Source organism: Pseudomonas furukawaii (assembly GCF_002355475.1).
In the GTDB taxonomy this organism is placed as follows: Bacteria; Pseudomonadota; Gammaproteobacteria; order Pseudomonadales; family Pseudomonadaceae; genus Metapseudomonas; species Metapseudomonas furukawaii.
Genome location: NZ_AP014862.1, coordinates 4,888,261 through 4,914,917 on the forward strand (window position 1 = coordinate 4,888,261; position 26,657 = coordinate 4,914,917).

At 64.3% G+C, this 26,657-nt stretch carries 25 protein-coding genes; 2 read left to right on the forward strand and 23 right to left on the reverse strand.

Annotation, left to right across the window (positions count from 1 at the left end):
* The first annotated feature begins 28 nt into the window (after positions 1 to 28).
* Complete coding sequence (fdxA, locus tag KF707C_RS22635) at positions 29 to 352, forward strand: ferredoxin FdxA (protein WP_004421111.1); 324 nt, start codon at positions 29 to 31, stop codon at positions 350 to 352.
* 503 nt (positions 353 to 855) lie between these two features.
* Here fdxA and rpoS read toward each other — a convergent pair.
* The 8 genes from rpoS to KF707C_RS22675 form a co-directional block, all read right to left on the reverse strand.
* Positions 856 to 1,860 carry an RNA polymerase sigma factor RpoS gene (rpoS, locus tag KF707C_RS22640; RefSeq protein WP_004421110.1) on the reverse strand — a complete coding sequence of 335 codons (1,005 nt, stop codon included), beginning with the start codon at positions 1,858 to 1,860 and terminating at the stop codon, positions 856 to 858.
* A 106-nt stretch (positions 1,861 to 1,966) separates the two neighbouring features.
* The gene (locus KF707C_RS22645; protein WP_394296127.1) at positions 1,967 to 2,806 is read right to left on the reverse strand and encodes a peptidoglycan DD-metalloendopeptidase family protein; all 840 of its coding nucleotides are present in this window, start codon (positions 2,804 to 2,806) and stop codon (positions 1,967 to 1,969) included.
* Positions 2,807 to 2,989: 183 nt separating this feature from the next.
* Positions 2,990 to 3,667, reverse strand: a complete 678-nt coding sequence (locus KF707C_RS22650) for a protein-L-isoaspartate(D-aspartate) O-methyltransferase (RefSeq protein WP_004421105.1) — start codon at positions 3,665 to 3,667, stop codon at positions 2,990 to 2,992.
* On the reverse strand, positions 3,667 to 4,416 hold the full coding sequence (surE, locus tag KF707C_RS22655; protein WP_004421104.1) for a 5'/3'-nucleotidase SurE: 750 nt from the start codon (positions 4,414 to 4,416) through the stop codon (positions 3,667 to 3,669). The genes KF707C_RS22650 and surE overlap by 1 nt, the downstream gene beginning before the upstream one ends.
* Positions 4,404 to 5,462 carry a tRNA pseudouridine(13) synthase TruD gene (truD, locus tag KF707C_RS22660; RefSeq protein WP_004421103.1) on the reverse strand — a complete coding sequence of 353 codons (1,059 nt, stop codon included), beginning with the start codon at positions 5,460 to 5,462 and terminating at the stop codon, positions 4,404 to 4,406. Before truD ends, surE begins: the two co-directional genes overlap by 13 nt.
* Positions 5,459 to 5,932, reverse strand: coding sequence for a 2-C-methyl-D-erythritol 2,4-cyclodiphosphate synthase (ispF, locus tag KF707C_RS22665; RefSeq protein WP_004421102.1), 474 nt, complete (start codon positions 5,930 to 5,932; stop codon positions 5,459 to 5,461). The genes truD and ispF overlap by 4 nt, the downstream gene beginning before the upstream one ends.
* Before the next feature lie 83 nt (positions 5,933 to 6,015).
* A complete protein-coding gene (fghA, locus tag KF707C_RS22670) occupies positions 6,016 to 6,864 on the reverse strand; it encodes an S-formylglutathione hydrolase (protein WP_004421101.1) in 849 nt (282 codons plus the stop codon).
* Positions 6,865 to 6,937: 73 nt separating this feature from the next.
* Complete coding sequence (locus KF707C_RS22675; protein WP_004421100.1) at positions 6,938 to 8,050, reverse strand: S-(hydroxymethyl)glutathione dehydrogenase/class III alcohol dehydrogenase; 1,113 nt, start codon at positions 8,048 to 8,050, stop codon at positions 6,938 to 6,940.
* Between the two features lie 103 nt (positions 8,051 to 8,153).
* On the opposite strand from KF707C_RS22675, the gene KF707C_RS22680 reads away from it, so the two are divergent.
* A complete protein-coding gene (locus KF707C_RS22680) occupies positions 8,154 to 9,044 on the forward strand; it encodes a LysR substrate-binding domain-containing protein (protein WP_004421099.1) in 891 nt (296 codons plus the stop codon).
* Between the two features lie 16 nt (positions 9,045 to 9,060).
* On the opposite strand, the gene ispD is transcribed toward KF707C_RS22680, so the two are convergent.
* From ispD to KF707C_RS22755, 15 genes are all read right to left on the reverse strand, one after another.
* A complete protein-coding gene (ispD, locus tag KF707C_RS22685; protein WP_004421098.1) occupies positions 9,061 to 9,765 on the reverse strand; it encodes a 2-C-methyl-D-erythritol 4-phosphate cytidylyltransferase in 705 nt (234 codons plus the stop codon).
* Positions 9,762 to 10,046: a cell division protein FtsB gene (ftsB, locus tag KF707C_RS22690; protein WP_004421097.1), complete on the reverse strand. Its 285-nt coding sequence runs from the start codon at positions 10,044 to 10,046 to the stop codon at positions 9,762 to 9,764. The genes ispD and ftsB overlap by 4 nt, the downstream gene beginning before the upstream one ends.
* A 223-nt stretch (positions 10,047 to 10,269) precedes the next feature.
* The gene (eno, locus tag KF707C_RS22695; RefSeq protein ID WP_004421096.1) at positions 10,270 to 11,559 is read right to left on the reverse strand and encodes a phosphopyruvate hydratase; all 1,290 of its coding nucleotides are present in this window, start codon (positions 11,557 to 11,559) and stop codon (positions 10,270 to 10,272) included.
* A gap of 144 nt (positions 11,560 to 11,703) precedes the next feature.
* Positions 11,704 to 12,549 (reverse strand): 3-deoxy-8-phosphooctulonate synthase, encoded by an 846-nt coding sequence (kdsA, locus tag KF707C_RS22700; RefSeq protein ID WP_004421095.1) that lies wholly within the window; start codon positions 12,547 to 12,549, stop codon positions 11,704 to 11,706.
* 3 nt (positions 12,550 to 12,552) lie between these two features.
* Positions 12,553 to 14,184: a CTP synthase gene (locus tag KF707C_RS22705; protein ID WP_004421094.1), complete on the reverse strand. Its 1,632-nt coding sequence runs from the start codon at positions 14,182 to 14,184 to the stop codon at positions 12,553 to 12,555.
* Positions 14,185 to 14,358: 174 nt separating this feature from the next.
* The gene (tilS, locus tag KF707C_RS22710; protein ID WP_036992230.1) at positions 14,359 to 15,672 is read right to left on the reverse strand and encodes a tRNA lysidine(34) synthetase TilS; all 1,314 of its coding nucleotides are present in this window, start codon (positions 15,670 to 15,672) and stop codon (positions 14,359 to 14,361) included.
* A 70-nt stretch (positions 15,673 to 15,742) separates the two neighbouring features.
* Complete coding sequence (gene accA, locus KF707C_RS22715) at positions 15,743 to 16,693, reverse strand: acetyl-CoA carboxylase carboxyl transferase subunit alpha (protein ID WP_004421092.1); 951 nt, start codon at positions 16,691 to 16,693, stop codon at positions 15,743 to 15,745.
* A gap of 127 nt (positions 16,694 to 16,820) precedes the next feature.
* Positions 16,821 to 20,345 carry a DNA polymerase III subunit alpha gene (gene dnaE, locus KF707C_RS22720; RefSeq protein ID WP_004421091.1) on the reverse strand — a complete coding sequence of 1,175 codons (3,525 nt, stop codon included), beginning with the start codon at positions 20,343 to 20,345 and terminating at the stop codon, positions 16,821 to 16,823.
* Positions 20,346 to 20,462: 117 nt separating this feature from the next.
* Positions 20,463 to 21,875, reverse strand: a complete 1,413-nt coding sequence (locus KF707C_RS22725) for an alanine/glycine:cation symporter family protein (RefSeq protein ID WP_004421090.1) — start codon at positions 21,873 to 21,875, stop codon at positions 20,463 to 20,465.
* A gap of 204 nt (positions 21,876 to 22,079) precedes the next feature.
* Positions 22,080 to 22,682 carry a ribonuclease HII gene (rnhB, locus tag KF707C_RS22730; protein ID WP_004421089.1) on the reverse strand — a complete coding sequence of 201 codons (603 nt, stop codon included), beginning with the start codon at positions 22,680 to 22,682 and terminating at the stop codon, positions 22,080 to 22,082.
* Positions 22,682 to 23,815 carry a lipid-A-disaccharide synthase gene (gene lpxB, locus KF707C_RS22735; RefSeq protein WP_004421088.1) on the reverse strand — a complete coding sequence of 378 codons (1,134 nt, stop codon included), beginning with the start codon at positions 23,813 to 23,815 and terminating at the stop codon, positions 22,682 to 22,684. Before lpxB ends, rnhB begins: the two co-directional genes overlap by 1 nt.
* 4 nt (positions 23,816 to 23,819) lie before the next feature.
* Positions 23,820 to 24,596, reverse strand: a complete 777-nt coding sequence (gene lpxA, locus KF707C_RS22740) for an acyl-ACP--UDP-N-acetylglucosamine O-acyltransferase (RefSeq protein WP_004421087.1) — start codon at positions 24,594 to 24,596, stop codon at positions 23,820 to 23,822.
* Positions 24,593 to 25,033 (reverse strand): 3-hydroxyacyl-ACP dehydratase FabZ, encoded by a 441-nt coding sequence (gene fabZ, locus KF707C_RS22745; RefSeq protein ID WP_036992181.1) that lies wholly within the window; start codon positions 25,031 to 25,033, stop codon positions 24,593 to 24,595. Before fabZ ends, lpxA begins: the two co-directional genes overlap by 4 nt.
* A gap of 48 nt (positions 25,034 to 25,081) precedes the next feature.
* Complete coding sequence (gene lpxD / locus KF707C_RS22750; RefSeq protein WP_004421085.1) at positions 25,082 to 26,143, reverse strand: UDP-3-O-(3-hydroxymyristoyl)glucosamine N-acyltransferase; 1,062 nt, start codon at positions 26,141 to 26,143, stop codon at positions 25,082 to 25,084.
* Positions 26,143 to 26,646 (reverse strand): OmpH family outer membrane protein, encoded by a 504-nt coding sequence (locus KF707C_RS22755; RefSeq protein WP_004421084.1) that lies wholly within the window; start codon positions 26,644 to 26,646, stop codon positions 26,143 to 26,145. The genes lpxD and KF707C_RS22755 overlap by 1 nt, the downstream gene beginning before the upstream one ends.
* Positions 26,647 to 26,657: the final 11 nt, after the last annotated feature.

The window sequence follows — 26,657 nt, forward strand, 5'->3', positions numbered from 1 at the left end:
GTGCCGCCGCTTGAGGAGAAGAATAGAAATGACCTTCGTCGTCACCGACAACTGCATCAAATGCAAATACACCGACTGTGTGGAAGTCTGTCCGGTGGACTGCTTCTACGAAGGCCCGAACTTCCTGGTCATTCATCCGGATGAGTGCATCGACTGCGCACTTTGCGAACCCGAATGTCCGGCACAGGCCATCTTCTCCGAGGATGAGGTGCCTGAGGACATGCAGGAGTTCACCGAACTGAACCGAGATCTGGCCGAAGTCTGGCCGAACATAACCGAGAAGAAGGATCCGCTACCCGACGCCGAGGAGTGGGATGGCGTCAAGGGCAAGCTGCAGCACCTCGAGCGCTAACTCGCGACAGATATACAAAAAGGCCCGCAATGCGGGCCTTTTTGCTTTCCTGCGGACGAAAAAAGGGGCGGGGGATACCCGCCCACTCTTTTGTCCCTACTCCCTGTATTCCTTGCTCATCATCCTGATGGATCGCATCCGGCGATGTCCTGACCGAATTCCTTCTCGGCCTGCGTTCATCCTGAACGCAAGTGAGATATTAGCGATCTGTGGCGACCAGGCAACTCGACAGAACCGTAGTCTCAGGCAAGACCAATGACACTGGAAAACAAAAAAACCTTTTAATTCAAATAGATATAAAAACTGTCGTTGCGTTTTTCGCTTTTTGCTAGCAGCAACTTCCAGTAATCACGTACGCACTTTGTAAGCGATCTCTTACATGAACAAAGTTAGAAGACCTCTGATTAACCCCACCGGCTCATTTCCGCCAGAAACGGCCACGGGCATTCTATGCTCGCAAGAAAAAGCCCGGCCAAGGCCGGGCTCGATCTCGGGGTCAGTGATTACTGGAACAACGCATCACTGGAGAGGCCGTTCTTCTCCAGGATCTCACGAAGGCGCTTGAGCGCTTCGACCTGGATCTGGCGAACCCGCTCACGGGTAAGGCCGATTTCCTGCCCCACTTCCTCGAGCGTGCAGCTTTCATGGCCTCGCAGGCCGAAACGACGCACCACAACTTCACGCTGTTTATCGGTCAGTTCGGAAAGCCACTGATCGATGCTCTGCGAAAGATCATCATCCTGCAGCAATTCACAGGGGTCGGTAGGACGGTCGTCCGTGAGGGTGTCCAGCAGTGTCTTGTCGGAATCGGGCCCCAATGAAACATCCACCGACGTGACCCGTTCGTTGAGGCCGAGCATGCGCTTGACCTCCTCGACCGGCTTCTCCAGGAGGTTGGCGATCTCTTCCGGTGAGGGTTCGTGATCCAGCTTCTGGGTCAGTTCGCGGGCTGCACGAAGGTAGACATTCAGCTCTTTGACCACATGGATCGGCAGTCGAATGGTCCGAGTCTGGTTCATGATGGCCCGTTCGATGGTCTGACGGATCCACCAAGTGGCGTAGGTGGAAAAGCGGAATCCTCGCTCCGGATCGAATTTCTCCACGGCACGGATCAGGCCGAGATTGCCCTCTTCGATCAGGTCGAGCAGCGAGAGGCCACGATTGACGTAGCGTCGCGCGATCTTCACTACGAGGCGGAGGTTGCTTTCGATCATGCGCTTGCGACCGGCAGGATCACCGCGCTGCGCCAAGCGCGCGAAATGCACTTCCTCTTCCGGGGTAAGCAGGGGGGAGAAACCGATTTCGTTGAGGTACAGCTGCGTCGCATCGAGCGCGCGGGTGTAATCGATGTACTTGTGTTGCTTGGGTGAGGTTGAATGCCGGGATTTGGCCGTAGGCAGAGGCGCGTCGTTCTCCTCGCTCAACGCTTCATCCAAAATGACGCCCGGCTCCAGGAGGAGCAGTTCGTCATCGACGTCAAACTCCGGCGCTTCTTTATTGAGTGCCATTGTTGTTGTCCCTTGCTGAGTTCGACAACAAGCCCTGGCGAAGCCTTCTTTCCCTGGCCCGCCTGAGCCCGTCCTTACCTCGCGACTGAACGGGCCGAACAACGGATCAACGACGTGGCAGGTATTGCAGCGGATCTACAGGTTTACCTTGACGGCGAATCTCAAAATGAAGCTTCACCCGGTCTGTTCCCGTTGAGCCCATCTCGGCAATTGTCTGCCCGACCTTGACCTGCTGTCCCTCCCGCACCAGCAGCCTGCGGTTGTGTCCATAGGCGCTCACGTAGGTATCGCTGTGTTTGATGATGACCAATTCGCCGTAGCCCCGTAATCCACTTCCGGCGTATACAACTGAACCATCTGACGCAGCCAGGACAGGCTGGCCTAATTCCCCTGCGATATCAATCCCTTTATTCAAACTTCCGTTTGACGAAAAACGACCGATCAAGGGCCCACTGGCAGGCCATACCCATCCGCTTGCAGACCGCGCGCCAGACGCATTCTTCGTGGCAATGGGGGGCTGTACGACGGCTGTCTGCGGCTGCGACCTGGGAGGGACGACTGGTTGTTGCGGCTGCACGGACGGACGACTTGCTACTCCACTGCCAGTGACCGGTTTGCGGGTGACAGGGGCCGTTGCGATGGCAGTCGGACGCGATTGGCCCTGACCATCGAAGCGAATGATCTGGCCTGGCCGGATCACATAGGGCGCACCGATACCGTTTCGCGCTGCCAGGGCTTTCCAGTCCCAGCCAAACCGAAAGGCGATGGAATAGAGCGTGTCGCCTCGCTGGACGCGGTACTGGCCGCTGGTGACGGGTTGTCGCTGCTGGGTGGTCGCCGGGTGATCACGATCCACCACGCTGACACTGGTTTTCTGGCTACTGGAGCAACCGGCCAGCAGTATGCCTATGGCGATTGCGGGCAACCAAGCGAGCCTATTACCCATGCTGATCCTCTGCCGAATGGCCATCAGGCTCACTCTCGTCCCCTTTTCCCAACAGTCCTAGTAAATGAATATTGTGCCGGAAATATCCAGACCGGCCAGCCGCCTACCGCACAAAGTGAGGCGCGGCGCCAGCCGTGCGATGCGTAAGAAAGCGATCCGCGACGCCGGTTCCCTCAGTGCGGATCAGGCCAGAGGGCCATTCAGGAGTGGAACGAAGCGCACGGCGTCCAGCACATGCCTGGCGAAGCCATGCTCCTCGCGGATGATCAGCATCAGTTGCTGGACATCGCCGGCCCCGACCGGAATCACAAGACGTCCGCCGGGGGCGAGCTGATCGAGCAGCGCCTGGGGCACGTCCGCCGCCGCCGCCGTCACTATGATGCCGTTGTAAGGAGCAAGCGCCGGCCAACCTTCCCAGCCATCGCCCCAACGGAACACCACATTGCGCAGGTTCAATTCGGCAAGTCGCTCCTTGGCCCTGTCCTGCAGCACCTGGATACGCTCCACGGAAAAGACCCGCTCCACCAGCTGGGCGAGGATCGCCGTCTGGTATCCGGACCCCGTCCCCACCTCCAGCACCTTGTCCAGCGGTCCCGCCGCCAGCAGCAACTCGGTCATGCGGGCGACCATGTACGGCTGGGAGATGGTCTGGTTATGCCCGATGGGTAAGGCCGTATCCTCGTAGGCACGATGAGCCAGCGCCTCGTCGACGAACATGTGCCGAGGTGTGCGGCGAATGGTTTCCAGCACGCGGGCATTCGACAGCCCTTCCTCGTACAGCCTCTGGATCAGGCGCTCGCGGGTGCGCTGGGAGGTCATGCCGATCCCGCGGCGCATCAGGTCATCCTGCTCCCGAGGCATCAGAGCAAACCCTCCAGCCAGCCATCCAGGACTCGGAAGGCCTCATTGAAGGTTCGGTCGAACTGCAGCGGCGTTACCGACACATAGCCCTGCATCACCGCGTGGAAGTCGGTACCCGGTCCGCCATCCTCGGCGTCACCAGCGGCCGATATCCAGTACCCCTCCTTGCCACGGGGATTGACCACCTTCACTGGCGCCGCCGCACGGGCACGATGGCCCAGACGGGTCAGCTGGATACCGCCGATACGTTCCAGCGGCAGGTTGGGAATGTTCACGTTGAGCACGGTGCGCGGCGGGAGGTCCAACCGGTCGTGGGCCGCCACCAACCGCCGGGCGATATGCGCGGCGGTAGGCAGGTTGTCCGCCTGGCGCGACAGCAGGGAAAAGGCGAAGGCCGGTAGGCCGAGGAAACGGCCTTCCAGCGCGGCCGCCACGGTACCGGAATAGAGGACGTCGTCCCCCAGGTTGGCCCCGAGGTTGATCCCCGAGACCACCATGTCAGGAAGCGTCTCCAGCAGACCATTCAGCCCCAGGTGCACGCAATCGGTGGGCGTGCCGTTGAGGCTGATGAAGCCATTGTCCAGCCGACCGGGATGCAGCGGACGATCCAGGGTCAGGGAACTGCTGGCACCACTCTTGTCCTGGTCCGGTGCGATGACCACGCAGTCGGCGTAATCCTCGAGCGCACCATGCAGGGCGGCGATACCGGGGGCATTCACCCCGTCGTCGTTGGAAATCAGAATGCGCATGGGTTTTCCGTCTGCCCTGCCGGCAGCAGATCGACGAGCTCACGCACCACTGCGGTGGCGAAGCATCCAGCCGGCAGGACGAATTCCAGTTGCAGAACGTCAGGCTCCGGATAATGCCATGTAAGACCGCCAATGGGGAGGCGGAGGATGCGCCGTTCGTGCGCAAGTCCTGCTTCAGCCAGCCAGCGGCACAGTGCCATCTCCGTGTCCGCGACACTGTCCTCCAGCGCTTGGGGCGCTCCGGTGGCGGGTGAAGGACCTGCGCCCCAGAGCGGTCCGGTGGGATGAAGATCCAGAGCCTCCAGACGTGGATCGCTGCACTCCATCTCTCCCGCTGCGAAGAAGCTTCGACTGTCGGTGAAGGCCAGCAGATCCCCCGCTTGGGCCCTGTCCCAGGTGCCGGCGGCGATGCGCTCGGCCAGTACCCGATTGAACAGGTAACTGCGCGCCGACGAGAGCAATCGCGAGCGCAAGTTGCGCTGCACGGGCAATTCCCGTCGTTCGGCGAAGGCGCGGGCATCGACGACGTTGCCACCGCCGTGGCCGAAGCGCTGCAAGCCGAAATAATTCGGCACGCCTGCGACCGCAAGACGTTTGAGGCGCGACTCGAGGCCCGCCCGGTCAGCCTCGAGACGCGTCAGGCGCAGGGTGAAACCATTGGCCGAATGGGCACCCCGCTGCAGCTTGCGCTTGTGGCGAACCGATTTCAGGATGCGCAGGTTGGCGCCCTCGGCTGCCGAAAGGTCCGGATCGACCTTGCCGGGCAAATGGAGGCTGAACCACTGGCGAGTCAGCGCCTGGCGATCCTTGAGGCCGGCATAGCTCAACACCTTGATGGGTACGCCGGCGGCACGGGCGATACGCCGCGCAGCCTCCTCGGTATTCAGCTCGCGCTTTTCCACCCATAGCCACAGATGCTCTCCCTCACCGGCCAGGGGGATATCGAGCACCTCGTCAACCTGGAAGTCCTCCGCAACCGCCTTCAGCTGCGCCTGCCCGAGGGGCTCGCCATGGGCGCGGGGCCCCAGCAGTTCCAGTTCGGTCATACCGGCAGCAACAGGGCCACCGCGTGCACGGCGATGCCCTCCTCACGGCCCGTGAAACCGAGCTTCTCGGTGGTGGTCGCCTTGACGTTGACCTGATCCATCTCGACGCCGAGGTCCGCGGCGATGTGGCCGCGCATGGCCTCGACATGAGGGGCCATCTTGGGTGCCTGGGCGACGATGGTGGCGTCGACGTTACCCACCCTCCAGCCCTTGGCCCGGACCTGGGCGAGTACGTGGCGCAGCAGCACTCGGCTGTCTGCCCCCTTGAACTGCGGATCGGTATCGGGGAAGTGCCTGCCGATATCGCCCAGCGCGGCGGCCCCCAGCAAGGCATCGGAGAGCGCGTGCAGCAGCACATCGCCGTCGGAGTGGGCGACAAGCCCGAATCTGTGAGGAATACGCACGCCGCCTAGGGTGATGAAATCCCCCTCGCCGAAACGATGCACGTCGTAGCCATGGCCAATACGCATGATGAAAAACGCCCTGAAAAGTCAGGGCGTGATTCTAACTGAAAGCGCGAGGCTGCAAGTCAGGGCCTCCCACACCACCGACGTCAATGAGCCGACAACGCTTCGGAGTGGTGCCGCAGGTGATCATCGATGAAGCTGGCGATGAAGTAGTAGCTGTGGTCGTAGCCCGGTTGCAGCCGCAGCGTCAGCGGATACCCGGCGGACCGTGCCGCGGCCTGGAGCGCTTCGGGTTTGAGCTGGTTGACCAGGAAGTCGTCGCGATCGCCCTGGTCCACCAGGATCGGCAGTTTCTCGTTGGTTTCGGCCAGCAGCGCGCAGGCGTCCCACTCCCGCCAGCGCGAACGGTCGTTCCCCAGGTATCGCCCCAGTGCCTTCTCTCCCCAGGGGCAGGCCATGGGATTGCTGATGGGCGCAAAGGCGGAAATCGACTGGTAGCGACCGGGATTGCGCAAGGCGCAGACCAGCGCACCGTGCCCCCCCATCGAGTGACCACTGATCCCGCGCTTTTCGGACACCGGGAAGTTCTCCTCGATCAACGCGGGCAGTTCGTGCACCACGTAGTCGTGCATCCGGTAGTGGCGCGCGTAGGGCTCCTGGGTCGCGTTGACGTAGAAGCCTGCGCCAAGGCCGAAGTCCCAGGCGCCGTCGGGGTCGCCCGGAACCTCGGCCCCCCGGGGGCTGGTGTCGGGAGCGACGATGATCAGGCCCAGTTCCGCGGCCAGGCGCTGGGCACCGGCCTTCTGCATGAAGTTCTCGTCGGTGCAGGTCAGGCCCGAGAGCCAGTAGAGCACCGGCAGCCTGGCACCCTGCTCGGCCTGGGGCGGCAGGTAGACGGCGAATACCATGTCGCAGTTGAGGGTGCTGGAGCGGTGGCGATAGCGCTTGTGCCAGCCACCGAAGCTCTTGTTGCTGGAAACGATCTCAAGGGTCATGGGGCCCTCCGGTCAGACGTGTAGCTCGAACTGGACGCTGCTGGCGAACACCCGCAGCGTCCGGCCTGGGCGATCAGAAATGAACGACGGAGCGAATGCTCTTGCCTTCGTGCATCAGGTCGAAGGCTTCGTTGATCTTGTCCAGGCCCATGGTGTGGGTGATGAAGGTATCCAGCGGGATCTCGCCTTTCTGGGCCTTCTCCACGTAGCTCGGCAGCTCGGTACGGCCACGCACGCCGCCGAAGGCGGAGCCCCGCCAGACGCGGCCGGTCACCAACTGGAACGGACGGGTCTTGATCTCGGCACCGGCCGGCGCCACGCCGATGATCACCGACTCGCCCCAGCCCTTGTGGCAGCACTCCAGGGCCGCGCGCATCAGATCGACGTTGCCGACGCACTCGAAGCTGTAGTCCACGCCGCCGTCGGTCATCTCGACGATCACATCCTGGATCGGCTTGGCGTGCTCCTTCGGGTTGACGAAGTCGGTGGCACCCAGCTCACGGGCCACCTCGAACTTCTCCGGATTGATGTCGATGGCGATGATGCGGGACGCCTTGGCCATCTTGGCGCCGATGATGGCGGCCAGGCCGATGCCGCCCAGGCCGAAGATCGCCACGGTGGCGCCCTCTTCCACCTTGGCGGTGTTGAGCACGGCACCGATGCCGGTGGTCACGCCACAGCCGAGCAGGCAGACCTTCTCCAGCGGGGCCTCCTTGGGGATCTTGGCCAGGGAGATTTCCGGCAGCACGGTGTACTCGGAGAAGGTGGAGCAGCCCATGTAGTGATAGATGGGCTCCCCGTTGTAGCTGAAGCGGCTGGTGCCGTCCGGCATCAGGCCCTTGCCCTGGGTGGCGCGAACCTTCTGGCACAGGTTGGTCTTGCCGGACTTGCAGAACTTGCACTCGCGGCACTCGGCCGTGTAGAGCGGAATCACATGGTCGCCCACGGCCAGGGAGGTCACGCCCTCGCCCACGGCCTCGACGATACCGCCGCCTTCATGCCCCAGGATGCAGGGGAAGACGCCTTCCGAGTCGGCGCCCGAGAGGGTGTAGGCGTCAGTGTGGCAGACGCCGGTGGCCACGATGCGCACCAGCACTTCGCCGGCCTTCGGCGGCGCCACGTCCACCTCGACGATCTGCAGCGGCTGGTTGGGGGCGAAGGCCACGGCGGCGCGGGACTTGATCATGGAGACTCTCCAACGGGTTGAAATAGCCGATGAGTGTAGTTGAGCCGCTGATGGTAAATAATCAGGCCTCTAGCAAAACTTTATTGCCGTGGAGGGATAATCAATGAGTCTCTGGGAAGGCCTGGACGAGTTCGTCGCGGTCGCGGAATGCGGCCAGTTCACGGCGGCGGCCGAGCGCCTGGGCCTCTCTTCCTCCCATGTCAGCCGGCAGATCGCCCGCCTGGAAGAGCGCCTCCAGACACGCCTCTTCTACCGCAGCACCCGCAAGGTGGCGCTGACCGAGGCCGGGCAGACCTTCCTGCAGCATTGCCAGCGCCTGGTGGACGCGCGGGACGAAGCGCTGCGGGCGGTGAGCGACCTCGCCGGGGAACCCAAGGGCCTGCTGCGCATGACCTGCGCCGTCGCCTATGGCGAGCGCTTCATCGTGCCGCTGGTGAACGCCTTCATGGCCCGTCACCCGCAATTGCGCGTGGACATCGAACTGAGCAACCGCACCCTTGACCTGGTTCATGAAAGCCTGGACGTGGCGATCCGCCTGGGGCGGCTGCCGGACTCCCGCCTGATCGCCACGCGCCTTGCCCCCCGGGTGATGTACCTGTGCGCGGCGCCATCCTACCTCGAACGCTATGGCCGGCCCCACAGCCTCTCGGAGCTGGCCAGGCACAACTGCCTGGTGGGCAGCTCGGATCACTGGGACTTCCTGTTGCAGGGGCGGGAACACAGCATCCGCGTCCAAGGGAACTGGCGCTGCAACAGTGGACAGGCAGTGCTGGATGCCGCGCTGCGGGGCTTCGGCCTGTGCCAGCTGCCGGACTACTACGTGCTGGAGCACCTGAAAAGCGGGGAACTGGTCTCGCTGCTGGAGCAGCATCGGCCACCGAACACGGCCGTCTGGGCGCTTTATCCACAGCAGCGCCACCTCTCGCCCAAGGTGCGCCAACTGGTGGACTTCCTCAAGAGCGGCCTGGCGACGCGTCATCCCGTCGCGGAATGAGGGGACACCCGGCGGCTCAGGAGGCGAATCCGCGCTGCAGGCGCAGCAGGTCCTCGGGCGTGGTGACCTTCAGGTTGTCCGCGCGCCCCTCGACGAGGCGCGGTGCGAACCCCGCCCATTCCATGGCGGAGGCTTCATCGGTCACCGCCACGCCGGCCACCAGGGCATCGGCCAGCGCGCGATGCAGGGCGCCGAAGCGGAACATCTGCGGGGTATAGGCCAGCCAGATGGTGGAGCGGTCGACGGTTCCACTCACTCGGCCATCGGGACCGACCCGCTTGAGCGTGTCCCGCGCGGGAACGGCCAGCAGGCCGCCCACTGGGTCGTCCGCCAGCTCGGCCAACAGCCGGTCAAGGTCGAAGCGGGACAGGTTGGGGCGTGCGGCATCGTGGACCAGCACCCAGTCATGGGCGCGAGCTCCCAGTTCGGCCAGGCGCAACAGGGCGCTCAGGACCGAGTCGGCGCGCTCCTTGCCGCCATCGGCACGGACGATCCGCTCGTCACTGGCGCAGGGCAAGGCGGGCCAATAGGGATCGTCCACCGAGAGACTGATCACAAGCCGCTTGAGCTGTGGATGGTCGAGGAAGCAATCCAGGGTGCGTTCGAGAATGCTGCGCCCGGCAAGCTCGAGGTATTGCTTGGGTCGGTCGGCGCGCATCCGCGCCCCGACACCGGCGGCGGGAATCACCGCCCAGAAGAAGGGACTTTCGGTCTGGCTCATTCGGCAATCTGGTAGAGGGTTTCGCCTTCCTTGACCATGCCCAGTTCGTGACGGGCACGTTCCTCGACGGTCTCCATCCCCTTCTTCAGCTCCATCACTTCCGCTTCGAGGATGCGATTGCGCTCGAGCAGGCGCTCGTTCTCGCCCTGCTGCTCGGCGATCTGCTGCTCCAGTTCCCGCACCTGCGCCAGGCTGCCGTCACCCACCCAGAGGCGATACTGCAGACCGGACAGCAGCAGGACCAGGACGACGAACAGCCAGTAAGTGTTGGGGCGAGTCATTTTGCCAAGGAATATCCATGCGAAAAGGGCAGCTTGCGCTGCCCTTTTACCATTCCTGGCCGGTGTCCGTCGCTGCCGTGCGGCGGGCGGACGACCGGCCAGGTGAAATCAGGTGAAGTGGCGAAGTTTACATCAAGTAATGCCGCGTGCAGCGCCTGATTTCACCCTGGACGTCCGGGCGCGAGCCCGGCCCACGAAGGCGTGGCCTCCGCGGGCGGTCCGCTTAACCGCGGAACTCGGCACGACCGCGATAGGGTGCCTTGTCGCCCAGTTGCTCTTCGATGCGCAGCAGCTGGTTGTACTTGGATACGCGGTCGGAACGGCACAGGGAGCCGGTCTTGATCTGGCCGGCGGCGGTGCCAACGGCCAGGTCGGCGATGGTGCTGTCCTCGGTCTCGCCGGAACGGTGGGAGATCACGGCGGTGTAGCCGGCGGCCTTGGCCATCTGGATGGCTTCCAGGGTCTCGGTCAGGGAGCCGATCTGGTTGAACTTGATCAGGATCGAGTTGGCGATGCTCTTCTCGATGCCTTCCTTGAGGATCTTGGTGTTGGTCACGAACAGGTCGTCACCCACCAGTTGCACCTTCTCGCCGATCTTCTCGGTCAGGGACTTCCAACCGGCCCAGTCGGACTCGTCCATGCCGTCTTCGATGGAGATGATGGGGTAACGCTGGGTCAGGCCGGCCAGGTAGTCGGCAAAACCGTTGGCGTCGAACACCTTGCCTTCGCCGGCCAGGTCGTACTTGCCGTCCTTGAAGAATTCGCTGGAGGCGCAGTCCAGGGCCAGGGTCACGTCGGTGCCCAGCTTGTAGCCGGCGTTGGCCACGGCTTCGGCGATGGCGCCCAGGGCGTCTTCGTTGGAGGCCAGGTTCGGGGCGAAACCGCCTTCGTCGCCCACTGCGGTGTTCAGGCCACGGGCCTTCAGCACGGCTTTCAGGTGGTGGAAGATCTCGGCGCCCATGCGCAGGGCATCGGCGAAGTTCTTGGCACCAACCGGCTGCACCATGAACTCCTGGATGTCGACGTTGTTATCGGCGTGCTCGCCGCCGTTGATGATGTTCATCATCGGAACGGGCATGGAGTACTGGCCCGGAGTGCCGTTCAGGTCGGCGATGTGAACGTACAGCGGAACGCCTTTGGCCTGTGCGGCGGCCTTGGCGGCGGCCAGGGAGACGGCCAGGATGGCGTTGGCGCCCAGCTTGGCCTTGTTCTCGGTACCGTCCAGCTCGATCATCGCGCGGTCCAGGGCCTTCTGGTCGATCGCGTCCTTGCCCAGCAGCAGGTCACGGATCGGGCCATTGATGTTGGCCACGGCCTTCAGCACGCCCTTGCCCAGGTAACGGCTCTTGTCGCCATCACGCAGTTCCAGTGCCTCGCGGGAACCGGTGGAAGCACCGGACGGCGCGCAGGCGCTGCCGATGAAGCCGTTCTCGAGGATCACGTCGGCTTCCACGGTGGGGTTGCCACGGGAGTCCAGAACCTCGCGGCCCTTGATGTCGACGATCTTTGCCATTGTTGTTAGCACTCCAAAAGTTGACGAAAACGCTCAGCAGAAAGTGAGGCCACTCGCCAGATCACGGGGTCGGCCGACCCGGCGAATGTTCTGACCGATCGGTCAGATTGTGCCCACGCGGCACTTTACCGGAGAACTGCCCGTTCAGGCAGTCTCGATCGGCGGAAAACCCTTGATCAGCTCATCCAGTTGCTTGAGCTGGGCGAGGAAGGGCTCCAGCTTGTCCAGGCGCAGGGCACAGGGGCCGTCGCACTTGGCGTTGTCCGGATCGGGGTGGGCTTCCAGGAAGAGTCCCGCAAGGCCCTGGCTCATGCCGGCCTTGGCCAGGTCGGTGACCTGGGCGCGGCGTCCGCCTGCGGAGTCGGCGCGACCACCGGGCATCTGCAGGGCGTGAGTCACGTCGAAGAACACCGGGTAGTCGAACTGCTTCATGATGCCGAAGCCGAGCATGTCCACCACCAGGTTGTTGTAGCCGAAGGAAGAACCGCGCTCGCAGAGGATCAGGCGATCGTTACCCGCCTCCTCGCATTTGGCGAGGATGTGCTTCATTTCCTGGGGCGCAAGGAACTGCGCCTTCTTGATGTTGATCACCGCGCCGGTCTTCGCCATCGCCACTACCAGGTCGGTCTGGCGGGAAAGGAAGGCCGGAAGCTGGATGATGTCGCACACCTCGGCCACCGGTGCCGCCTGATAGGGCTCATGCACGTCGGTGATCACCGGCACGCCGAAAGTCTTCTTCACCTCTTCGAAGATCTTCATGCCCTCTTCCAGGCCCGGGCCGCGGAAGGAGTTGATCGAGGAGCGGTTGGCCTTGTCGAAGCTGGCCTTGAACACGTAGGGGATGCCGAGCTTGTCGGTCACCCGCACGTATTCCTCACAGACTTTCAGCGCCAGGTCGCGGGACTCCAGCACGTTCATGCCGCCGAACAGCACGAAGGGCTTGTCGTTGGCGATCTCGATATTGCCGACGCGGACGATCTTCTGCGCCATGGGTCAGGCCTTCTTCGCTTTCTGCGCCAGGGCGGCGTTGACGAAGCCACTGAACAGCGGATGGCCGTCACGCGGGGTGGAGGTGAATTCCGGGTGGAACTGGCAGGCCACGAACCAGGGATGCTCGGGGGCTTCCACCACTTCGACCAGCGCACCATCGTCGGAGCGACCGGTCACCTTCAGCCCGGCTTCGATGAGCTGCGGCAGCAGGTTGTTGTTCACTTCGTAGCGATGGCGGTGACGCTCGACGATCTCGTCCTTGCCGTAGCAGGCGCGGACCTGAGAGCCCGCTTCCAGCTGGCAGGACTGCGCGCCAAGGCGCATGGTGCCGCCCAGGTCGGACGCTTCGGTGCGGATCTCGGTGGCGCCGGTGGCATCCTGCCACTCGGTGATCAGGCCGACGACCGGGTGGCCGCTCGACTTGTCGAATTCGGTGGAGTTGGCATCGGTCCAGCCCAGCACGTTACGGGCGAACTCGATGACCGCCACCTGCATGCCGAGGCAGATGCCCAGGTAGGGGATCTTGTTCTCGCGGGCGTAATTGACGGTGGTGATCTTGCCTTCCACGCCGCGCAGGCCGAAACCGCCGGGAACCAGGATGGCGTCGACGCCTTCCAGCAGGCTGGTGCCCTGGGTCTCGATATCTTCGGAGTCGATGTAGCGCAGGTTCACCTTGGTGCGGTTCTGGATGCCCGCGTGGCTCATCGCTTCGATCAGCGACTTGTACGCGTCCAGCAGCTCCATGTACTTGCCGACCATGGCGATGGTGACTTCCTTCTCGGGATTCAGCTTGGCGTCGACCACGCGGTCCCACTCGGAGAGGTCGGCGGAGCCGCATTGCAGGCCGAAGCGCTCGACGACGAAGTCGTCCAGGCCCTGGGCATGCAGCACCGACGGGATCTTGTAGATGGTGTCGACGTCCTGCAGGGAGATCACCGCACGCTCTTCGACGTTGGTGAACAGGGCGATCTTGCGGCGGGAGGACAGGTCGACATCATGGTCGGAACGGCAGATCAGCACGTCAGGCTGCAGACCGATGGAGCGCAGCTCCTTCACCGAGTGCTGGGTCGGCTTGGTCTTGGTCTCGCCGGCGGTGGCGATGTAGGGCACCAGGGTCAGGTGCATCAGCATGGCGCGCTTGGCGCCCACTTCCACACGCAACTGGCGGATGGCCTCGAGGAAGGGCTGGGACTCGATGTCGCCGACTGTGCCGCCGATCTCCACCAGGGCCACGTCCGCACCGGCGGCGCCCTTGATGATGCGGTGCTTGATCTCGTCGGTGATATGCGGGATCACCTGGATGGTCGCACCCAGGTAGTCACCCCGGCGCTCCTTGCGCAGCACGTCGGCGTAGACGCGGCCGGTGGTGAAGTTGTTGTTCTGGGTCATGGTGGTGCGCACGAAGCGCTCATAGTGGCCCAGGTCGAGGTCGGTCTCGGCGCCGTCCTCGGTCACGAAGACTTCACCGTGCTGGAAGGGACTCATGGTGCCCGGATCGACGTTGATGTACGGATCGAGCTTGAGCATGGTGACCTTCAGCCCCCGCGCTTCCAGAATGGCGGCCAAGGATGCCGAGGCGATGCCTTTCCCCAAAGAAGAAACAACACCACCCGTGACGAAGATGTAGCGCGTCATGAAAAACCCTAGAAGTCTGCGTTTAGGCGGAAGGCCGCCGGGGAAAGCGATGAAGGGCTGGGCCTTCAACCATGGAGCGCCACTGGGCGCTGCTTAAAAAGCAACAACCGCCGATTCCGAAGGAACCAGCGGAAGCTATATAAGACGGGAGCGTAGTCTACCGGAAAGCCCCCATCAGCTCAAACCTTGGTCATTCGTCGGTGGCGTCCAGCGCAGTCGCCACTCCGCCGCCCGCAAACTGTCGAGCTCCGGCAGGTTGGCCACCGCCAGCAGTCGTCCGGAGGCGGACAACAGCGGCAATCGGCCACGCACGAAGGCGGGCAGGCGCGACTCATTGAGCAGGCGCTTGAGATCGCGACGACCGCGCCCCGGCAACTCCACCACCTCCCCACCCCGGCGATAACCGACCGTCAGCGGACCTGGCGGCGGCGTCCCCAGAAACTCCAGGCGGCCATTGCCCGGCAGCTCCAGGGGGCTGGACGGGTCGAGCCAGGGCACCACTCCCGAGGGAGGCGCGAGCCAATCGCCCGAGAGCCACCACAACCGTCCGTCGGCGCGGTGCAGTTCCCCGGCCCCCAGGCGCCAGACGGGGCGAGCGTCGACTGCCGCATCCCGCAGGTTGTCCCAGCCGACCCAATGATCGCGGTCGGGCAAAGGCGTCAGGGGCGCCAACCAATGACGCAGGGCGTTACGCTGGCGGGACGGCGTCAACCCGACCAGGGCCGCCAGGTCGAGACTGGGCAATCCCAGCCAGCCGAACTCGCCGTTCGTCCGCGCCATGGCCAGATCGATCTCGGCCAGTTCGCCCAACAACTCATCAGCCTCGGCCATATGCTCGGCGCAGCGCGCCAGGTTCGACGTGGCGGCAGGCCAGCGCGTCCTCAGCGCCGGGAGGATGTCGCGGCGAAGAAAATTGCGAGCAAGGCGGGTATCGCCATTGCTCGGGTCCTCGACCCAGCTCAGCCCCTGGCTCCGGGCATAGGCCTCCAGCTCAGTCCGGGACACGCCCAGCAGAGGCCGCAGCAGATACCCGGGGCCCAGGAGTCGACTGGCGGGCATGCCCGCCAGCCCCCGAACCCCGGCGCCCCGTAGCAGACGGAAAAGCAGGGTCTCGGCCTGATCGTCCCGGTGCTGGGCGCTGATCAGCACCTCCCCTGCACCCAGCTCCCCCGCGAAGGCGCTGTAGCGCGCATCCCGTGCGGCACGCTCCAGACTTGGACCGGCATCCACGGTCACCCGCAACAACGTCAACGGCACGCCCAGCTCGCTGCAGACCCGCTGGCAATGCGCCGGCCAGGCGTCAGCCGCAGCCTGGAGGCCGTGATGGACATGAATGGCGGAGAGTGGCGGCAAGCGCTCCCGCCGGGCGAGGCTCGCCAGCAGATGGAGCAGCACGGTGGAATCGAGCCCGCCGGAGAAGGCGACCCGCCAGGCCGGCGCGGCGCGCCAGGGTGCCAGGGCAGTCAGGAGGCGGGATTCGAGGGACATGGGCTGGCCCAAATGAAATCGGGCCCCAAGCATAAAGCCGGGGCCCGATCTTTACAGCGGGGAAACAGGATCAGGCGACGCCGTAGCTCATCAGACGCTCGTAGCGGCGGGCCAGGAGGTCCTCGGTACCGAGCTTCTTCAGGGTAGCCAACTGGTCGGACAGCTCCTTGCGGATGGACTCGGCGGCCACCGCCGGCTCGCGATGGGCACCGCCCAGGGGCTCGGCGATCACCTTGTCGACGATGCCCAGGCCCTTCAGGCGCTCGGCGGTGATGCCCATGGCCTCGGCGGCGTCCGGCGCCTTCTCGGCGGTCTTCCAGAGGATGGAAGCGCAGCCTTCCGGCGAGATCACCGAGTAGGTGGAGTACTGCAGCATGTTCAGGCGGTCGCAGACACCGATGGCCAGCGCGCCACCGGAACCACCCTCACCGATGACGGTGGCGATGATCGGGGTCTTCAGCCGCGCCATGACCCGCAGGTTCCAGGCGATGGCCTCGCTCTGGCCGCGTTCCTCGGCATCGATGCCCGGGTAGGCGCCGGGAGTGTCGATGAAGGTGAGGATCGGCATCTTGAAGCGCTCGGCCATCTCCATCAGGCGGCAGGCCTTGCGGTAGCCCTCCGGACGGGGCATGCCGAAGTTGCGACGCACCTTCTCGCGCACTTCGCGGCCCTTCTGGTGACCGATGACCATCACCGGGTCGCCATTCAGGCGGGCGATGCCTCCGACGATGGCGGCATCGTCGGAGAAGTGGCGATCACCGTGAAGCTCATCGAACTCGGTGAAGATGTGCTCGATGTAGTCGAGGGTGTAGGGGCGACGCGGATGACGCGCCAGCTGGGCGATCTGCCAGCTGGTGAGGTTGCCGAAGATGCTCTCGGTCAGGGCGCTGCTCTTTTCCTGCAGGCGGGCAATCTCGTCGCTGATGTTCAGGGCGTTGTCGTTGCCGACCAGACGCAGCTCCTCGATCTTGGCTTGCAGATCGGCGATGGGCTGTTCGAAATCCAGAAAGTTCGGGTTCATAGGCTTCCGTCGTGCGCTTGGGGCCAGGCGGCTGGTTCCATTTGGCGCCCTACCTTAATGGGTCGGGCGCGTTCGGGTCGAGATCAAATCGACATCGGGCCGGTGCGAGCGTGGTGTCACGTTCGCATCAGCGGTAGTGCAGGAAGACGTTGTCGCGCCCGAACTGGTCACGCAATGCCTGAATCAATGCATCGGCAGGCGCGATTCTCCAGTCGTCGCCGAACTGCAGCACAGCCTTGGCGTCGTTCCCACTGTAGTCAAGGGTCAAGGGGCAGGAGCCCCGGTGACGGCCGCACAACTCCGCCAGCCAGCGCAGGCGATCGCCCTGCAGGGCGCTGAAGTCCACCTTCATGCGCAGGCTTTCGGCCAGTCCGGTACGGGCCTCCTCGAGACTCAGCACGCGCTTGGCCCGAAGGCGCAGGCCGCCAGAGAAGTCGTCATGGCTCACCTCGCCCTCCACCACCACCAGCGCGTCGGTCTGCAACAGGCCGTGGGCCGCATTGAAGGCATCGGCGAACAGCGAGGCCTCGATGCGCCCGGAGCGGTCGTCCAGGGTGATGAAGCCCATCTTGTCGCCCTTCTTGTTCTTCATCACCCGCAGGTTGACGATCAGGCCGGCGATGATCTGGGTGTCACGGGCCGGCTTGAGCTCGACGATACGCTGGCGGGCGAAGCGGCGGATCTCGCCTTCGTACTCGTCGATGGGGTGGCCGGTGAGGTAGAGGCCGAGGGTGTCCTTCTCGCCCTTGAGCCGCTCCTTCAGGGACAGCTCCTTGGCGTTGCGGTGGTTGGCGTACATGTCCGCCTCGGGCTCGCCGAACAGGCCGCCGAAGAGGTCCATGTGACCGCTGTCGTGGCTACGCGCGGTCTGTTCGGCGGCCTGGATGGCCTCCTCCATAGAGGCCAGCAGCACGGCGCGGTTGCGGTCGATGTTGGCCTGGTAGGCCTTCACCTCCTCGCTGAAGAAGGGGCCCAGGCGATCCAGCGCACCACCGCGGATCAGGGCGTCCAGGGTGCGCTTGTTGATGCGTTTGAGGTCGACGCGGTTGCAGAAGTCGAAGAGGTCCTTGAACGGCCCTCCCTCGGCGCGGCACTCGGTGATGGCCTCCACCGGCCCCTCGCCCACGCCCTTGATGGCCCCCAGGCCGTAGACGATCTGCCCGGCGTCATCGACGGTGAAGCGGTACTCGGAGTTGTTCACGTCCGGCGCGACGATGCGCAGCTTCATGTGGCGACACTCTTCGATCAGCGTCACCACCTTGTCGGTGTTGTGCATGTCCGCGGTGAGCACCGCCGCCATGAAGGGCGCCGGGAAGTGCGCCTTGAGCCAGGCGGTCTGGTAGGAGACCCAGCCGTAGGCGGCGGAGTGGGACTTGTTGAAACCGTAGCCGGCGAACTTCTCCACCAGGTCGAAGATGTTGCCCGACAGGTTCGGGTCGATACCGTTGCTGGAACAGCCCTCGATGAAGCCGCCCCGCTGCTTGGCCATTTCCTCGGGCTTCTTCTTGCCCATCGCACGACGCAGCATGTCCGCGCCGCCGAGGGTGTAGCCCGCCATCACCTGGGCGATCTGCATCACCTGCTCCTGGTACAGGATGATGCCGTAGGTGGGCTTGAGCACGGGTTCGAGGCCGGCGTACTGGTAGTCCGGATGCGGGTAGGAGAGCTCGGCCCGGCCGTGCTTGCGGTTGATGAAGTCGTCCACCATGCCCGATTGCAGGGGACCCGGACGGAACAGGGCCACCAGGGCGATCATGTCTTCCAGGCAGTCGGGCTTGAGCTTCTTGATCAGCTCCTTCATGCCGCGGGATTCCAGCTGGAAGACGGCGGTGGTCTCCGCCTTCTGCAGCATGTCGTAGGTCTTCTTGTCATCCAGCGGGATGCGGTCGATGTCCACCGCCGGCAGGCCCTTCTTCTCCTGCTCGCGGTTGATCATCTCCATGGCCCACTTGATGATCGTCAGGGTGCGCAGGCCGAGGAAGTCGAACTTCACCAGGCCGGCCGCCTCCACGTCGTCCTTGTCGAACTGGGTCACCAGGCCGCCGCCTTCCTCGTCACAGGCGATGGGCGAGAAGTCCGTCAGCTTGGTGGGCGCGATCACCACGCCGCCAGCGTGCTTGCCGGTACCGCGCGTGATGCCTTCGAGTTTCAGGGCCATGTCCCAGATCTCCTGGGCTTCCTCGTCGACCTTGAGGAAGTCGCGCAGGGCCTCTTCCTGGTTGTAGGCCGCCTCCAGGGTCATGCCCACCTCGAAGGGGATCATCTTCGACAGGCGATCGGCCAGGCCATAGGACTTGCCCTGCACCCGCGCCACGTCGCGCACCACCGCCTTGGCCGCCATGGAACCGAAGGTGATGATCTGGCTCACCGCGTTGCGGCCGTACTTCTCGGCCACGTAGTCGATCACCCGATCGCGGCCGTCCATGCAGAAGTCGACGTCGAAGTCGGGCATGGAGACCCGCTCGGGGTTGAGGAAACGCTCGAACAGCAGGTCGTAGGCCAGCGGGTCGAGGTCGGTGATCTTCAGTACGTAGGCCACCAGGGAGCCGGCGCCCGAGCCCCGGCCCGGCCCCACGGGAACGCCATTGTTCTTCGCCCACTGGATGAAGTCGGCAACGATCAGGAAGTAACCGGGGAAGCCCATCTGGATGATGGTGCCCAGTTCGAACTCCAGACGGTCGACGTAGCGCTGGCGCTGCTCCTCGTAGTCCGGCGTGGTCTCCCTGGGCAGGAGCACCGCCAGGCGCTCCTCCAGGCCTTCGTAGGAGGCGTGGCGCAGGTAGTCGTCGATGCCCATGCCGTTGGGCGTCGGGAAGTCGGGCAGGAAGTGCTTGCCCAGCCGCACCTCGATGTTGCAGCGCTTGGCGATCTCGACGGTGTTTTCCAGCGCCTCGGGGATGTCGGCGAACAGCTCCGCCATCTCCTCCGGGGACTTCAGGTACTGCTGATCGGAGTAATTGCGCGGACGACGCGGATCGTCGAGGACACGGCCCTCGCCGATGCAGACGCGAGTCTCGTGGGCCTCGAAATCCTCGCGCTTGATGAAGCGCACGTCGTTGGTCGCCACCAGCGGCGCACCGGTGCGTTCGGCCAGGGCCACCGCCGCGTGGACGTGCTCCTCGTCGTTGACCCGGGCGGTGCGCTGCAACTCCAGGTAGAAACGATCCGGAAAAACCGCCATCCATTCGGCCAGGAGCGCTTCGGCGCCGGCCTGGTCGCCACTGAGCAGGGCCATGCCGATCTCGCCTTCCTTCGCGCCTGAGAGGGCGATCAGGCCGTCAGCGGCCGCCTTCACCCAGTCGCGCTGAATGATGACCAGGCCGTTGCTCTGGCCCTCGGACCAGCCCCGGGACACCAGTTCGGTCAGGTTGCGGTAGCCGTCGGCATGCATCGCCAGCAGGGTCATTCGCGTGAGGGGGCCGTCCTCGAAGGGGCTGGCCAGCCAGATATCAGCACCGCAGATAGGCTTGATGCCGCCACCCATGGCGGCCTTGTAGAACTTCACCAGGGAACACATGTTGCTCTGGTCGGTGACGGCCACCGCCGGCATCCCCGCCCCCGCTACGGCCTTGACCAGCGGCTTGATCCGCACCAGGCCGTCTACCAGGGAATATTCGGAGTGCAGACGCAGATGGACGAAGGAAGCGGTCATGGAAGTCCTATGCAAAACGCGAAAACGACAAGGCCCGGATTGTACCGGGCCCTTTGGCAAAGCTACAGGCTTGAGGCCCCTGCCGACCACCAAGGGATCGACAGGGACAACACGGGTTCAGCGTCGGTCGTCCCAGATGCCCGGCTCCAGCTTGCTCTGGATTTCCGGGTACTGGCTGGCATCGAAGGTGGGCAGCTTGCCCGCCTTGCGCTGGGCGTTGTAGTCCTTCGCCAGCTTGATGGCCAGGTTGGACAGCAACAGGATCGCGATGAGGTTGGTGATCGCCATCAGGCCCATGGAGACGTCCGCCAGGTTCCAGACGAAGGGCAGCGAAGCCAGGGCGCCGAACATCACCATGCCGAGCACCGCCAGGCGGAAGATGAGCAGCCCGCCCGGATGGTTGTGCTCGAGGAACACCAGGCAGTTCTCCGCGTAGAAGTAGTTGGCGACGATGGAGGTGAAGGCGAAGAACAGGATGATCACCCCCAGGAAGTACTTGCCCCAGGCGCCGACCTGGCTGCTCAGCGCGTTCTGTACCAGCATGATGCCCTCGCCCTGCTGCGGACCGGCCAGCAGGATGATGGCGGCGGACGCGGTGCAGATCAGCAGGGTGTCGATGAACACGCCGGCCATCTGCACGTAGCCCTGGGAGGCCGGGTGCGGCGGATAGGGCGTCGCCGAAGCCGCGGCGTTGGGCGCCGAACCCATGCCCGCCTCGTTGGAGAACAGGCCGCGCTTGAAGCCGTTCATGATCGCCGCGGCGATGCCGCCGGCCGCCGCCTCGTGCAGGCCGAAGGCGCTCTTGACAATCAGTGCGAAGACGCCGGGGATCTCATCGATCTGGGTGATGATCAGCACCACCGCCACCAGCAGGTAGGCCACCGCCATGAAGGGCACCGCCAGCTCGGAGAAGCGGGCGATGGAGCGCAGGCCGCCGAAGATGATCAGCGCGGTGATGATCACCAGCGCGATGCCACTTATCCACAGGGGCACGCCGAAGGCGCCCTGCATCGCACCGCTGATGGTATTGGCCTGCACCGAGTTGAAGACGAAACCGAAGGCGAGGATCAGGAAGAGCGAGAACAGCACGCCCATCCAGCGCGCCCCCAGGCCCTTCTCCATGTAGTAGGCCGGGCCGCCGCGGAACTGCCCCTTGTCGTCACGGATCTTGAACAACTGGGCGAGGGTCGCCTCGACGAAGCCGGTGGCCATCCCCACCATGGCGATGACCCACATCCAGAACACCGCGCCAGGGCCGCCCAGGGTGATGGCCACGGCGACACCGGCGACGTTGCCGGTGCCGACCCGCGCGGCCAGCGACGTACAGAGGGCCTGGAAGGAGGAGATGCCGGCATCGTCGGACTTGCGGCTGCCCTTGAGCACGCTGAAGGTGTGCCCGAAATGCAGGAACTGGATCAGGCCGAGACGCAGGGTGAAGTACAGGCCGCAAGCCACCAGCAACCAGATCAGCACCTTGCCCCAGATGAGGCCGTTGAGGGAATCGACTACCAGATTGGCAATCTCTTGCATGAGAAACTCCCTAAGCCGCTTGTGGCGGCGGTTGAGTGAAACTCCGGAATACCCGGAACGAGTATCGCAGCGGATGGATGATCCTGCCCGCGATGGACACAGGTCGGCCTCAGGCGAAGCAGGCCAGCAGAGGGTAGCGGGGCCCGGTGAGGGCCCCACGAGTGATGCGGAAGTTCGGGATAGGCTTGCGACGCGCCGCGAGGATCAGCGCACGCCTTCGATCAGCTCCCTGACCGGGCCGAAGGAACGGCGATGGATGGGCGTAGGCCCGAGGCGGCGTAGCGCCTCCAGATGCACCGCCGTGGGATAGCCCTTGTGCCCCGCGATGCCATAGCCCGGGTAGCGCGCATCCAGCTCGACCATCTCGCGGTCACGGCTGACCTTGGCCAGGATGGAAGCGGCGGCGATGGCCGGCACCTGGCTGTCGCCCTTCACGACCGGCGCGGCGGGCACCTTCAGTTTCGGGCAGCGATTGCCATCGATCAGGGCCAGCTTCGGGGTCACCGAAAGCCCTTCGACTGCCCGTTGCATGGCCAGCATGGTGGCGTGGAGGATGTTCAACTGGTCGATCTCCTCCACCTCGGCGCGGGCGATGCACCAGGCCAGGGCCTTCTCGCGGATCTCGTCGAACAGCGCATCGCGACGCGCTTCAGACAACTTCTTCGAGTCGTTCAGGCCCAGGATCGGGCGAGCCGGATCGAGGATGACCGCCGCCGTGACGACAGGGCCGCAGAGCGGACCGCGCCCCACCTCGTCGACCCCGGCCACGCATTCTTCCACCAGGCTGAAATCCAGGCCGAGTTGCATCAGGGAGCTCCAATCAGTTTCAGGATGGCGTCGGCGGCTTCGCGCGATGCGTCCTGGCGCAACGCGCGGTGGATGACGTCGAAGCCGTGGGTCTGGATCTCGCCGTCGTCCAGCAACGGTGAGAGCGTCTGGGCCAGGGCTTCGGCGGTGGCGGCATCCTGCAGCAGCTCCGGCACCAGCAGGCGCTGGGCCAGCAGGTTCGGCAGCGAGACATAGGGGCTTCTGACCAGTCGCTTGAGGATGCGGTAGGTCAGCGGAGCGACCTTGTAGGCCACCACCATGGGACGCTTGTAAAGCAGCGCCTCGAGCGTGGCGGTGCCGGAAGCGATCAGCACCGCATCGCAGGCAGCCAACGCTTCGTGGGAACGGCCGTCCAGCAGCTTCAGCGGCAGGTCGCGACCGGCCAGCATCGCCTCCACCTGCTGGCGACGCTCGGGACTGGCACAGGGCAGCACGAAGCGGATGCCCGGACGGACCGAGCGCAACCGCTCGGCCGCATCGAGGAACAGGCTGCCCAACTTGCCGACCTCGCCCCCTCGACTGCCAGGCATGAGGGCGACGAGAGGTGAATCCAGAGGCAGGTCCAGGGCATTACGCGCGGCCGCGCGATCGGCTTCCAGGGGAATCGCGTCGGCCAGCGGATGACCGACGAACCGCACGGGAACGCCCTTCTCCTCGTAGAAACGCGCCTCGAACGGGAAGAGCGTGAGCATCAGATCGCAGCCTTCGCGGATCTTCAGCACGCGATTCTGCCGCCAGGCCCAGACCGAGGGACTGACATAGTGCACGGTACGAATGCCGGCGCGACGCAGCTTGAGCTCGACGCCCAGATTGAAATCGGGGGCGTCGATACCGATGAAGACGTCGGGACGCTCGTCGATCAGGGTCTGGATCAGGCGCTTGCGACGGGCCAGCAACTCCGGCAGCCGTCCAAGCACTTCCACCAGGCCCATGACGGCCAGTCGCTCCATGGGGAAATAGGATTCGAGCCCTTCGGCCTGCATGCGCGGGCCACCGACGCCGATGAAGCGAACGTCTGGATGGCGCGCCTTGAGGGCCTGCATCAGGGTCGAACCGAGGATGTCGCCGGACGCCTCGCCGGCGACCAGCGCGATGCGCAGGGGACGATTCATGGTCTCAGCGGGTGATGCCGCGGGTCGAGGACTGGATGGAGTCGCGGAAAACGGCCACTTCGGGGAACTGCGCGGAAGACTCGGCCAGTTCGGCCAGGGCCTGCTCCACGGTCAGCCCCTGGCGGTAGACCACCTTGTAGGCGCGACGCAGCGCGGCGATGGCCTCGGCGCTGAAGCCACGACGACGCATGCCTTCGAAGTTCATGCTGCGGGCCTCGGCGGGGTTGCCGAAAACGGTCACGTAAGCCGGAACGTCCTTGCCGATGGCGGTACCCATGCCGGAGAAGCTGTGGGCGCCGATGCGGCAGAACTGATGCACCAGGGTATAGCCGGAGAGGATGGCCCAGTCGTCGACATGGACATGCCCCGCCAGCGCGGTGTTATTCACCAGGATGCAATGATTGGCGATCACACTGTCGTGACCGATGTGCACATAGGCCATCAGCAGGTTGTGATCCCCAAGGGTGGTCTCGGAGCGGTCCTGCACGGTGCCACGGTGGATGGTCACGCCTTCGCGGATCACATTGTGATCACCGATCACCAGCCGGGTGGGTTCACCCTTGTACTTCAGGTCAGGCGTGTCTTCGCCCACCGAGGAGAACTGGTAGATGCGATTGTGCTTGCCGATGCGGGTCGGTCCCTTGATGACCACATGGGGTCCGACCACGGTCCCCTCGCCGATCTCAACATCGGGTCCAATGATCGACCAGGGGCCGACCTGAACGCCATCCGCCAGCCTTGCCGACGGATCGATGATGGCGCGAGGGTCAATCAAACTCATAGTTTGCGTTCCGCACAGATGATCTCGGCCGAGCAGACTTCCTTGCCATCGACACTGGCCTGGCAGTCGAACTTCCAGATGCCGCGCTTGACGCTGCCGAACCGGGCTTCGAGGATCAGTTGGTCGCCCGGCAGCACGGGCTGGCGGAAGCGCAGCTTGTCGGAGCCCACGAAGTAGTAGAGGGTGCCGTCGGCAGGCTTCACGTCGAGCATCTTGAACCCGAGGATGCCGGCCGCCTGGGCCATGGCCTCGATGATCAGTACGCCCGGCATGATCGGATGCTGCGGGAAGTGGCCGTTGAAGAAGGGCTCGTTGATGCTGACATTCTTGTAGGCGCGAATGCGCTTGCCTTCAACATCCAGTTCCACGACCCGATCCACCAGGAGGAAAGGGTAGCGGTGCGGCAGATATTCGCGAATCTCGTTGATGTCCATCATGTTCCTGGAGCCTTTTCAAAGGATTGGGGATGCACGGCGCTGCGTGGATCACGCATCTGATGAAGCATCCCCGCCCGGGGTCACGGCCGCCAGGCGTTTTTCCAGTTGTTGCAGACGACGCGCCATGTCGTCCAACTGGCGAATTCGAGCGGCGCTCTTCTTCCAGTCCGCTGCGGTCTGCATCGCGGTTCCGGAGGAGTAGGCGCCCGGCTCGGTGATATTGCGCGTCACCATGGTCATGCCGGTGACGAACACGTCGTCGCACACCTCGATATGCCCGACCATGCCCACGCCCCCGGCGATCATGCAGTTGCGGCCAATCCTGGTACTTCCGGAAATCCCCACGCAACCGGCCATGGCGGTGTTGTCGCCGACCTGTACGTTGTGGGCGATCATGATCTGGTTGTCCAGTTTCACGCCATTGCCGATCAGGGTGTCGGAGAGCGCGCCCCGGTCGATGGTGGTATTGGCGCCGACTTCGACATCGTCGCCCAGGGTGACGCCGCCGATCTGCGCGATCTTCTGCCAGGCGCCCTTCTCCTTGGCGAAACCGAAGCCTTCGCCACCAATCACGGCACCGGACTGGATGACCACGCGCTTGCCGATCCGAACGTCGTGATAAAGGGTCACGCGGGGCGCGAGCCAGCCGCCTTCACCGATCACCGTCCGCGCACCGACCACGCAATGGGCACCGAGGGTCACCCCTGCACCGATCCGGGCACCGGATTCGATGACCACATAAGGGCCCACGCTGGCGCTGGGGTCCACCTGGGCATCGGCGGCGACCACCGCGGTAGCGTGGATGCCCGGCTGTGCCTTGGGCTTGGGATCGAACAGGTGAGACAGTTCGGCGTAGGCCAGGTAGGGGTTGGCCACCACCAGCGCATTGCCGGCATAGCCCTCGGCGTCGGCCGGGGTCAGGAGCACGGCGGCGGCCTGGCTGTCGGCCAGGAACTTGCGGTACTGCGGATTGGCCAGGAAGCTCAGTTGGTCGGGACCCGCTTCCTGAAGGGTGGCGAGACCACTGATGGCCTTGCCCTCGGCGCCGCGAAGCTCGGCACCGAGGCGTTCGGCCAACTGGCCGAGGGTGAAAACCGGCGTCGTCATCATCAACGCTGCGCGTTCATGCGCTCGATGACCTGACGGGTGATGTCGTACTGCGGCTTGACGTCGACGACGGCACCGCGCTCCAGCACCAGGTCATAGTTACCGTTCTTCAGGACGTCTTCGACGGCCTTGTCCAGCTTCGGCTTCAGCTGCTTGAGCATGTCACGGTCGGCAACGGCCTTGGCTTCGTTCAGTTCCTTGGACTGGAACTGGAAGTCGCGGGCCTTCTGCTTGAACTCGAGCTCGAGGCGCTCACGCTCGGCCTGCTGCATTTTCTCGCCGTCCTTCACGAGGCGATCCTGGATACGCTTGGCGTCGGATTCCAGGGTCTTCAGCTTGTTGAGCTGGGGACCGAATTTCTTCTCGGCATCGACGGCGTACTTCTTGGCCGCGTCGGATTCCAGCAATGCCATCTGATAGTTCAGTACCGCAATCTTCATTTCCGCGAAGGCCGGAGTCGCCATCAGGGCAGCGGCAACCAGAACGAATTGAGTCAACTTACGCACGATGCAACTCC

What these genes read in the sequence shown, in the direction of transcription:
- KF707C_RS22645 (WP_394296127.1), bottom strand. Translation starts at nt 2,806, where the DNA reads ATGGGTAATAGGCTCGCTTGGTTGCCCGCAATCGCCATAGGCATACTG.
- dnaE (WP_004421091.1), bottom strand. Translation starts at nt 20,345, where the DNA reads ATGACCGCTTCCTTCGTCCATCTGCGTCTGCACTCCGAATATTCCCTG.
- fghA (WP_004421101.1), bottom strand. Translation starts at nt 6,864, where the DNA reads ATGACCCTTGAGATCGTTTCCAGCAACAAGAGCTTCGGTGGCTGGCAC.
- lpxD (WP_004421085.1), bottom strand. Translation starts at nt 26,143, where the DNA reads ATGATGACGACGCCGGTTTTCACCCTCGGCCAGTTGGCCGAACGCCTC.
- KF707C_RS22650 (WP_004421105.1), bottom strand. Translation starts at nt 3,667, where the DNA reads ATGCCTCGGGAGCAGGATGACCTGATGCGCCGCGGGATCGGCATGACC.
- rpoS (WP_004421110.1), bottom strand. Translation starts at nt 1,860, where the DNA reads ATGGCACTCAATAAAGAAGCGCCGGAGTTTGACGTCGATGACGAACTG.
- rnhB (WP_004421089.1), bottom strand. Translation starts at nt 22,682, where the DNA reads ATGCAACTCGGCCTGGATTTCAGCCTGGTGGAAGAATGCGTGGCCGGG.
- ispD (WP_004421098.1), bottom strand. Translation starts at nt 9,765, where the DNA reads ATGAGCCAGACCGAAAGTCCCTTCTTCTGGGCGGTGATTCCCGCCGCC.
- lpxA (WP_004421087.1), bottom strand. Translation starts at nt 24,596, where the DNA reads ATGAGTTTGATTGACCCTCGCGCCATCATCGATCCGTCGGCAAGGCTG.
- KF707C_RS22675 (WP_004421100.1), bottom strand. Translation starts at nt 8,050, where the DNA reads ATGATCAAGTCCCGCGCCGCCGTGGCCTTCGCCCCCAACCAGCCGCTG.
- KF707C_RS22725 (WP_004421090.1), bottom strand. Translation starts at nt 21,875, where the DNA reads ATGCAAGAGATTGCCAATCTGGTAGTCGATTCCCTCAACGGCCTCATC.
- ftsB (WP_004421097.1), bottom strand. Translation starts at nt 10,046, where the DNA reads ATGACTCGCCCCAACACTTACTGGCTGTTCGTCGTCCTGGTCCTGCTG.
- eno (WP_004421096.1), bottom strand. Translation starts at nt 11,559, where the DNA reads ATGGCAAAGATCGTCGACATCAAGGGCCGCGAGGTTCTGGACTCCCGT.
- ispF (WP_004421102.1), bottom strand. Translation starts at nt 5,932, where the DNA reads ATGCGTATTGGCCATGGCTACGACGTGCATCGTTTCGGCGAGGGGGAT.
- KF707C_RS22680 (WP_004421099.1), top strand. Translation starts at nt 8,154, where the DNA reads ATGAGTCTCTGGGAAGGCCTGGACGAGTTCGTCGCGGTCGCGGAATGC.
- fdxA (WP_004421111.1), top strand. Translation starts at nt 29, where the DNA reads ATGACCTTCGTCGTCACCGACAACTGCATCAAATGCAAATACACCGAC.
- surE (WP_004421104.1), bottom strand. Translation starts at nt 4,416, where the DNA reads ATGCGCATTCTGATTTCCAACGACGACGGGGTGAATGCCCCCGGTATC.
- KF707C_RS22705 (WP_004421094.1), bottom strand. Translation starts at nt 14,184, where the DNA reads ATGACGCGCTACATCTTCGTCACGGGTGGTGTTGTTTCTTCTTTGGGG.
- lpxB (WP_004421088.1), bottom strand. Translation starts at nt 23,815, where the DNA reads ATGAATCGTCCCCTGCGCATCGCGCTGGTCGCCGGCGAGGCGTCCGGC.
- accA (WP_004421092.1), bottom strand. Translation starts at nt 16,693, where the DNA reads ATGAACCCGAACTTTCTGGATTTCGAACAGCCCATCGCCGATCTGCAA.
- kdsA (WP_004421095.1), bottom strand. Translation starts at nt 12,549, where the DNA reads ATGGCGCAGAAGATCGTCCGCGTCGGCAATATCGAGATCGCCAACGAC.
- tilS (WP_036992230.1), bottom strand. Translation starts at nt 15,672, where the DNA reads ATGTCCCTCGAATCCCGCCTCCTGACTGCCCTGGCACCCTGGCGCGCC.
- fabZ (WP_036992181.1), bottom strand. Translation starts at nt 25,033, where the DNA reads ATGATGGACATCAACGAGATTCGCGAATATCTGCCGCACCGCTACCCT.
- truD (WP_004421103.1), bottom strand. Translation starts at nt 5,462, where the DNA reads ATGACCGAACTGGAACTGCTGGGGCCCCGCGCCCATGGCGAGCCCCTC.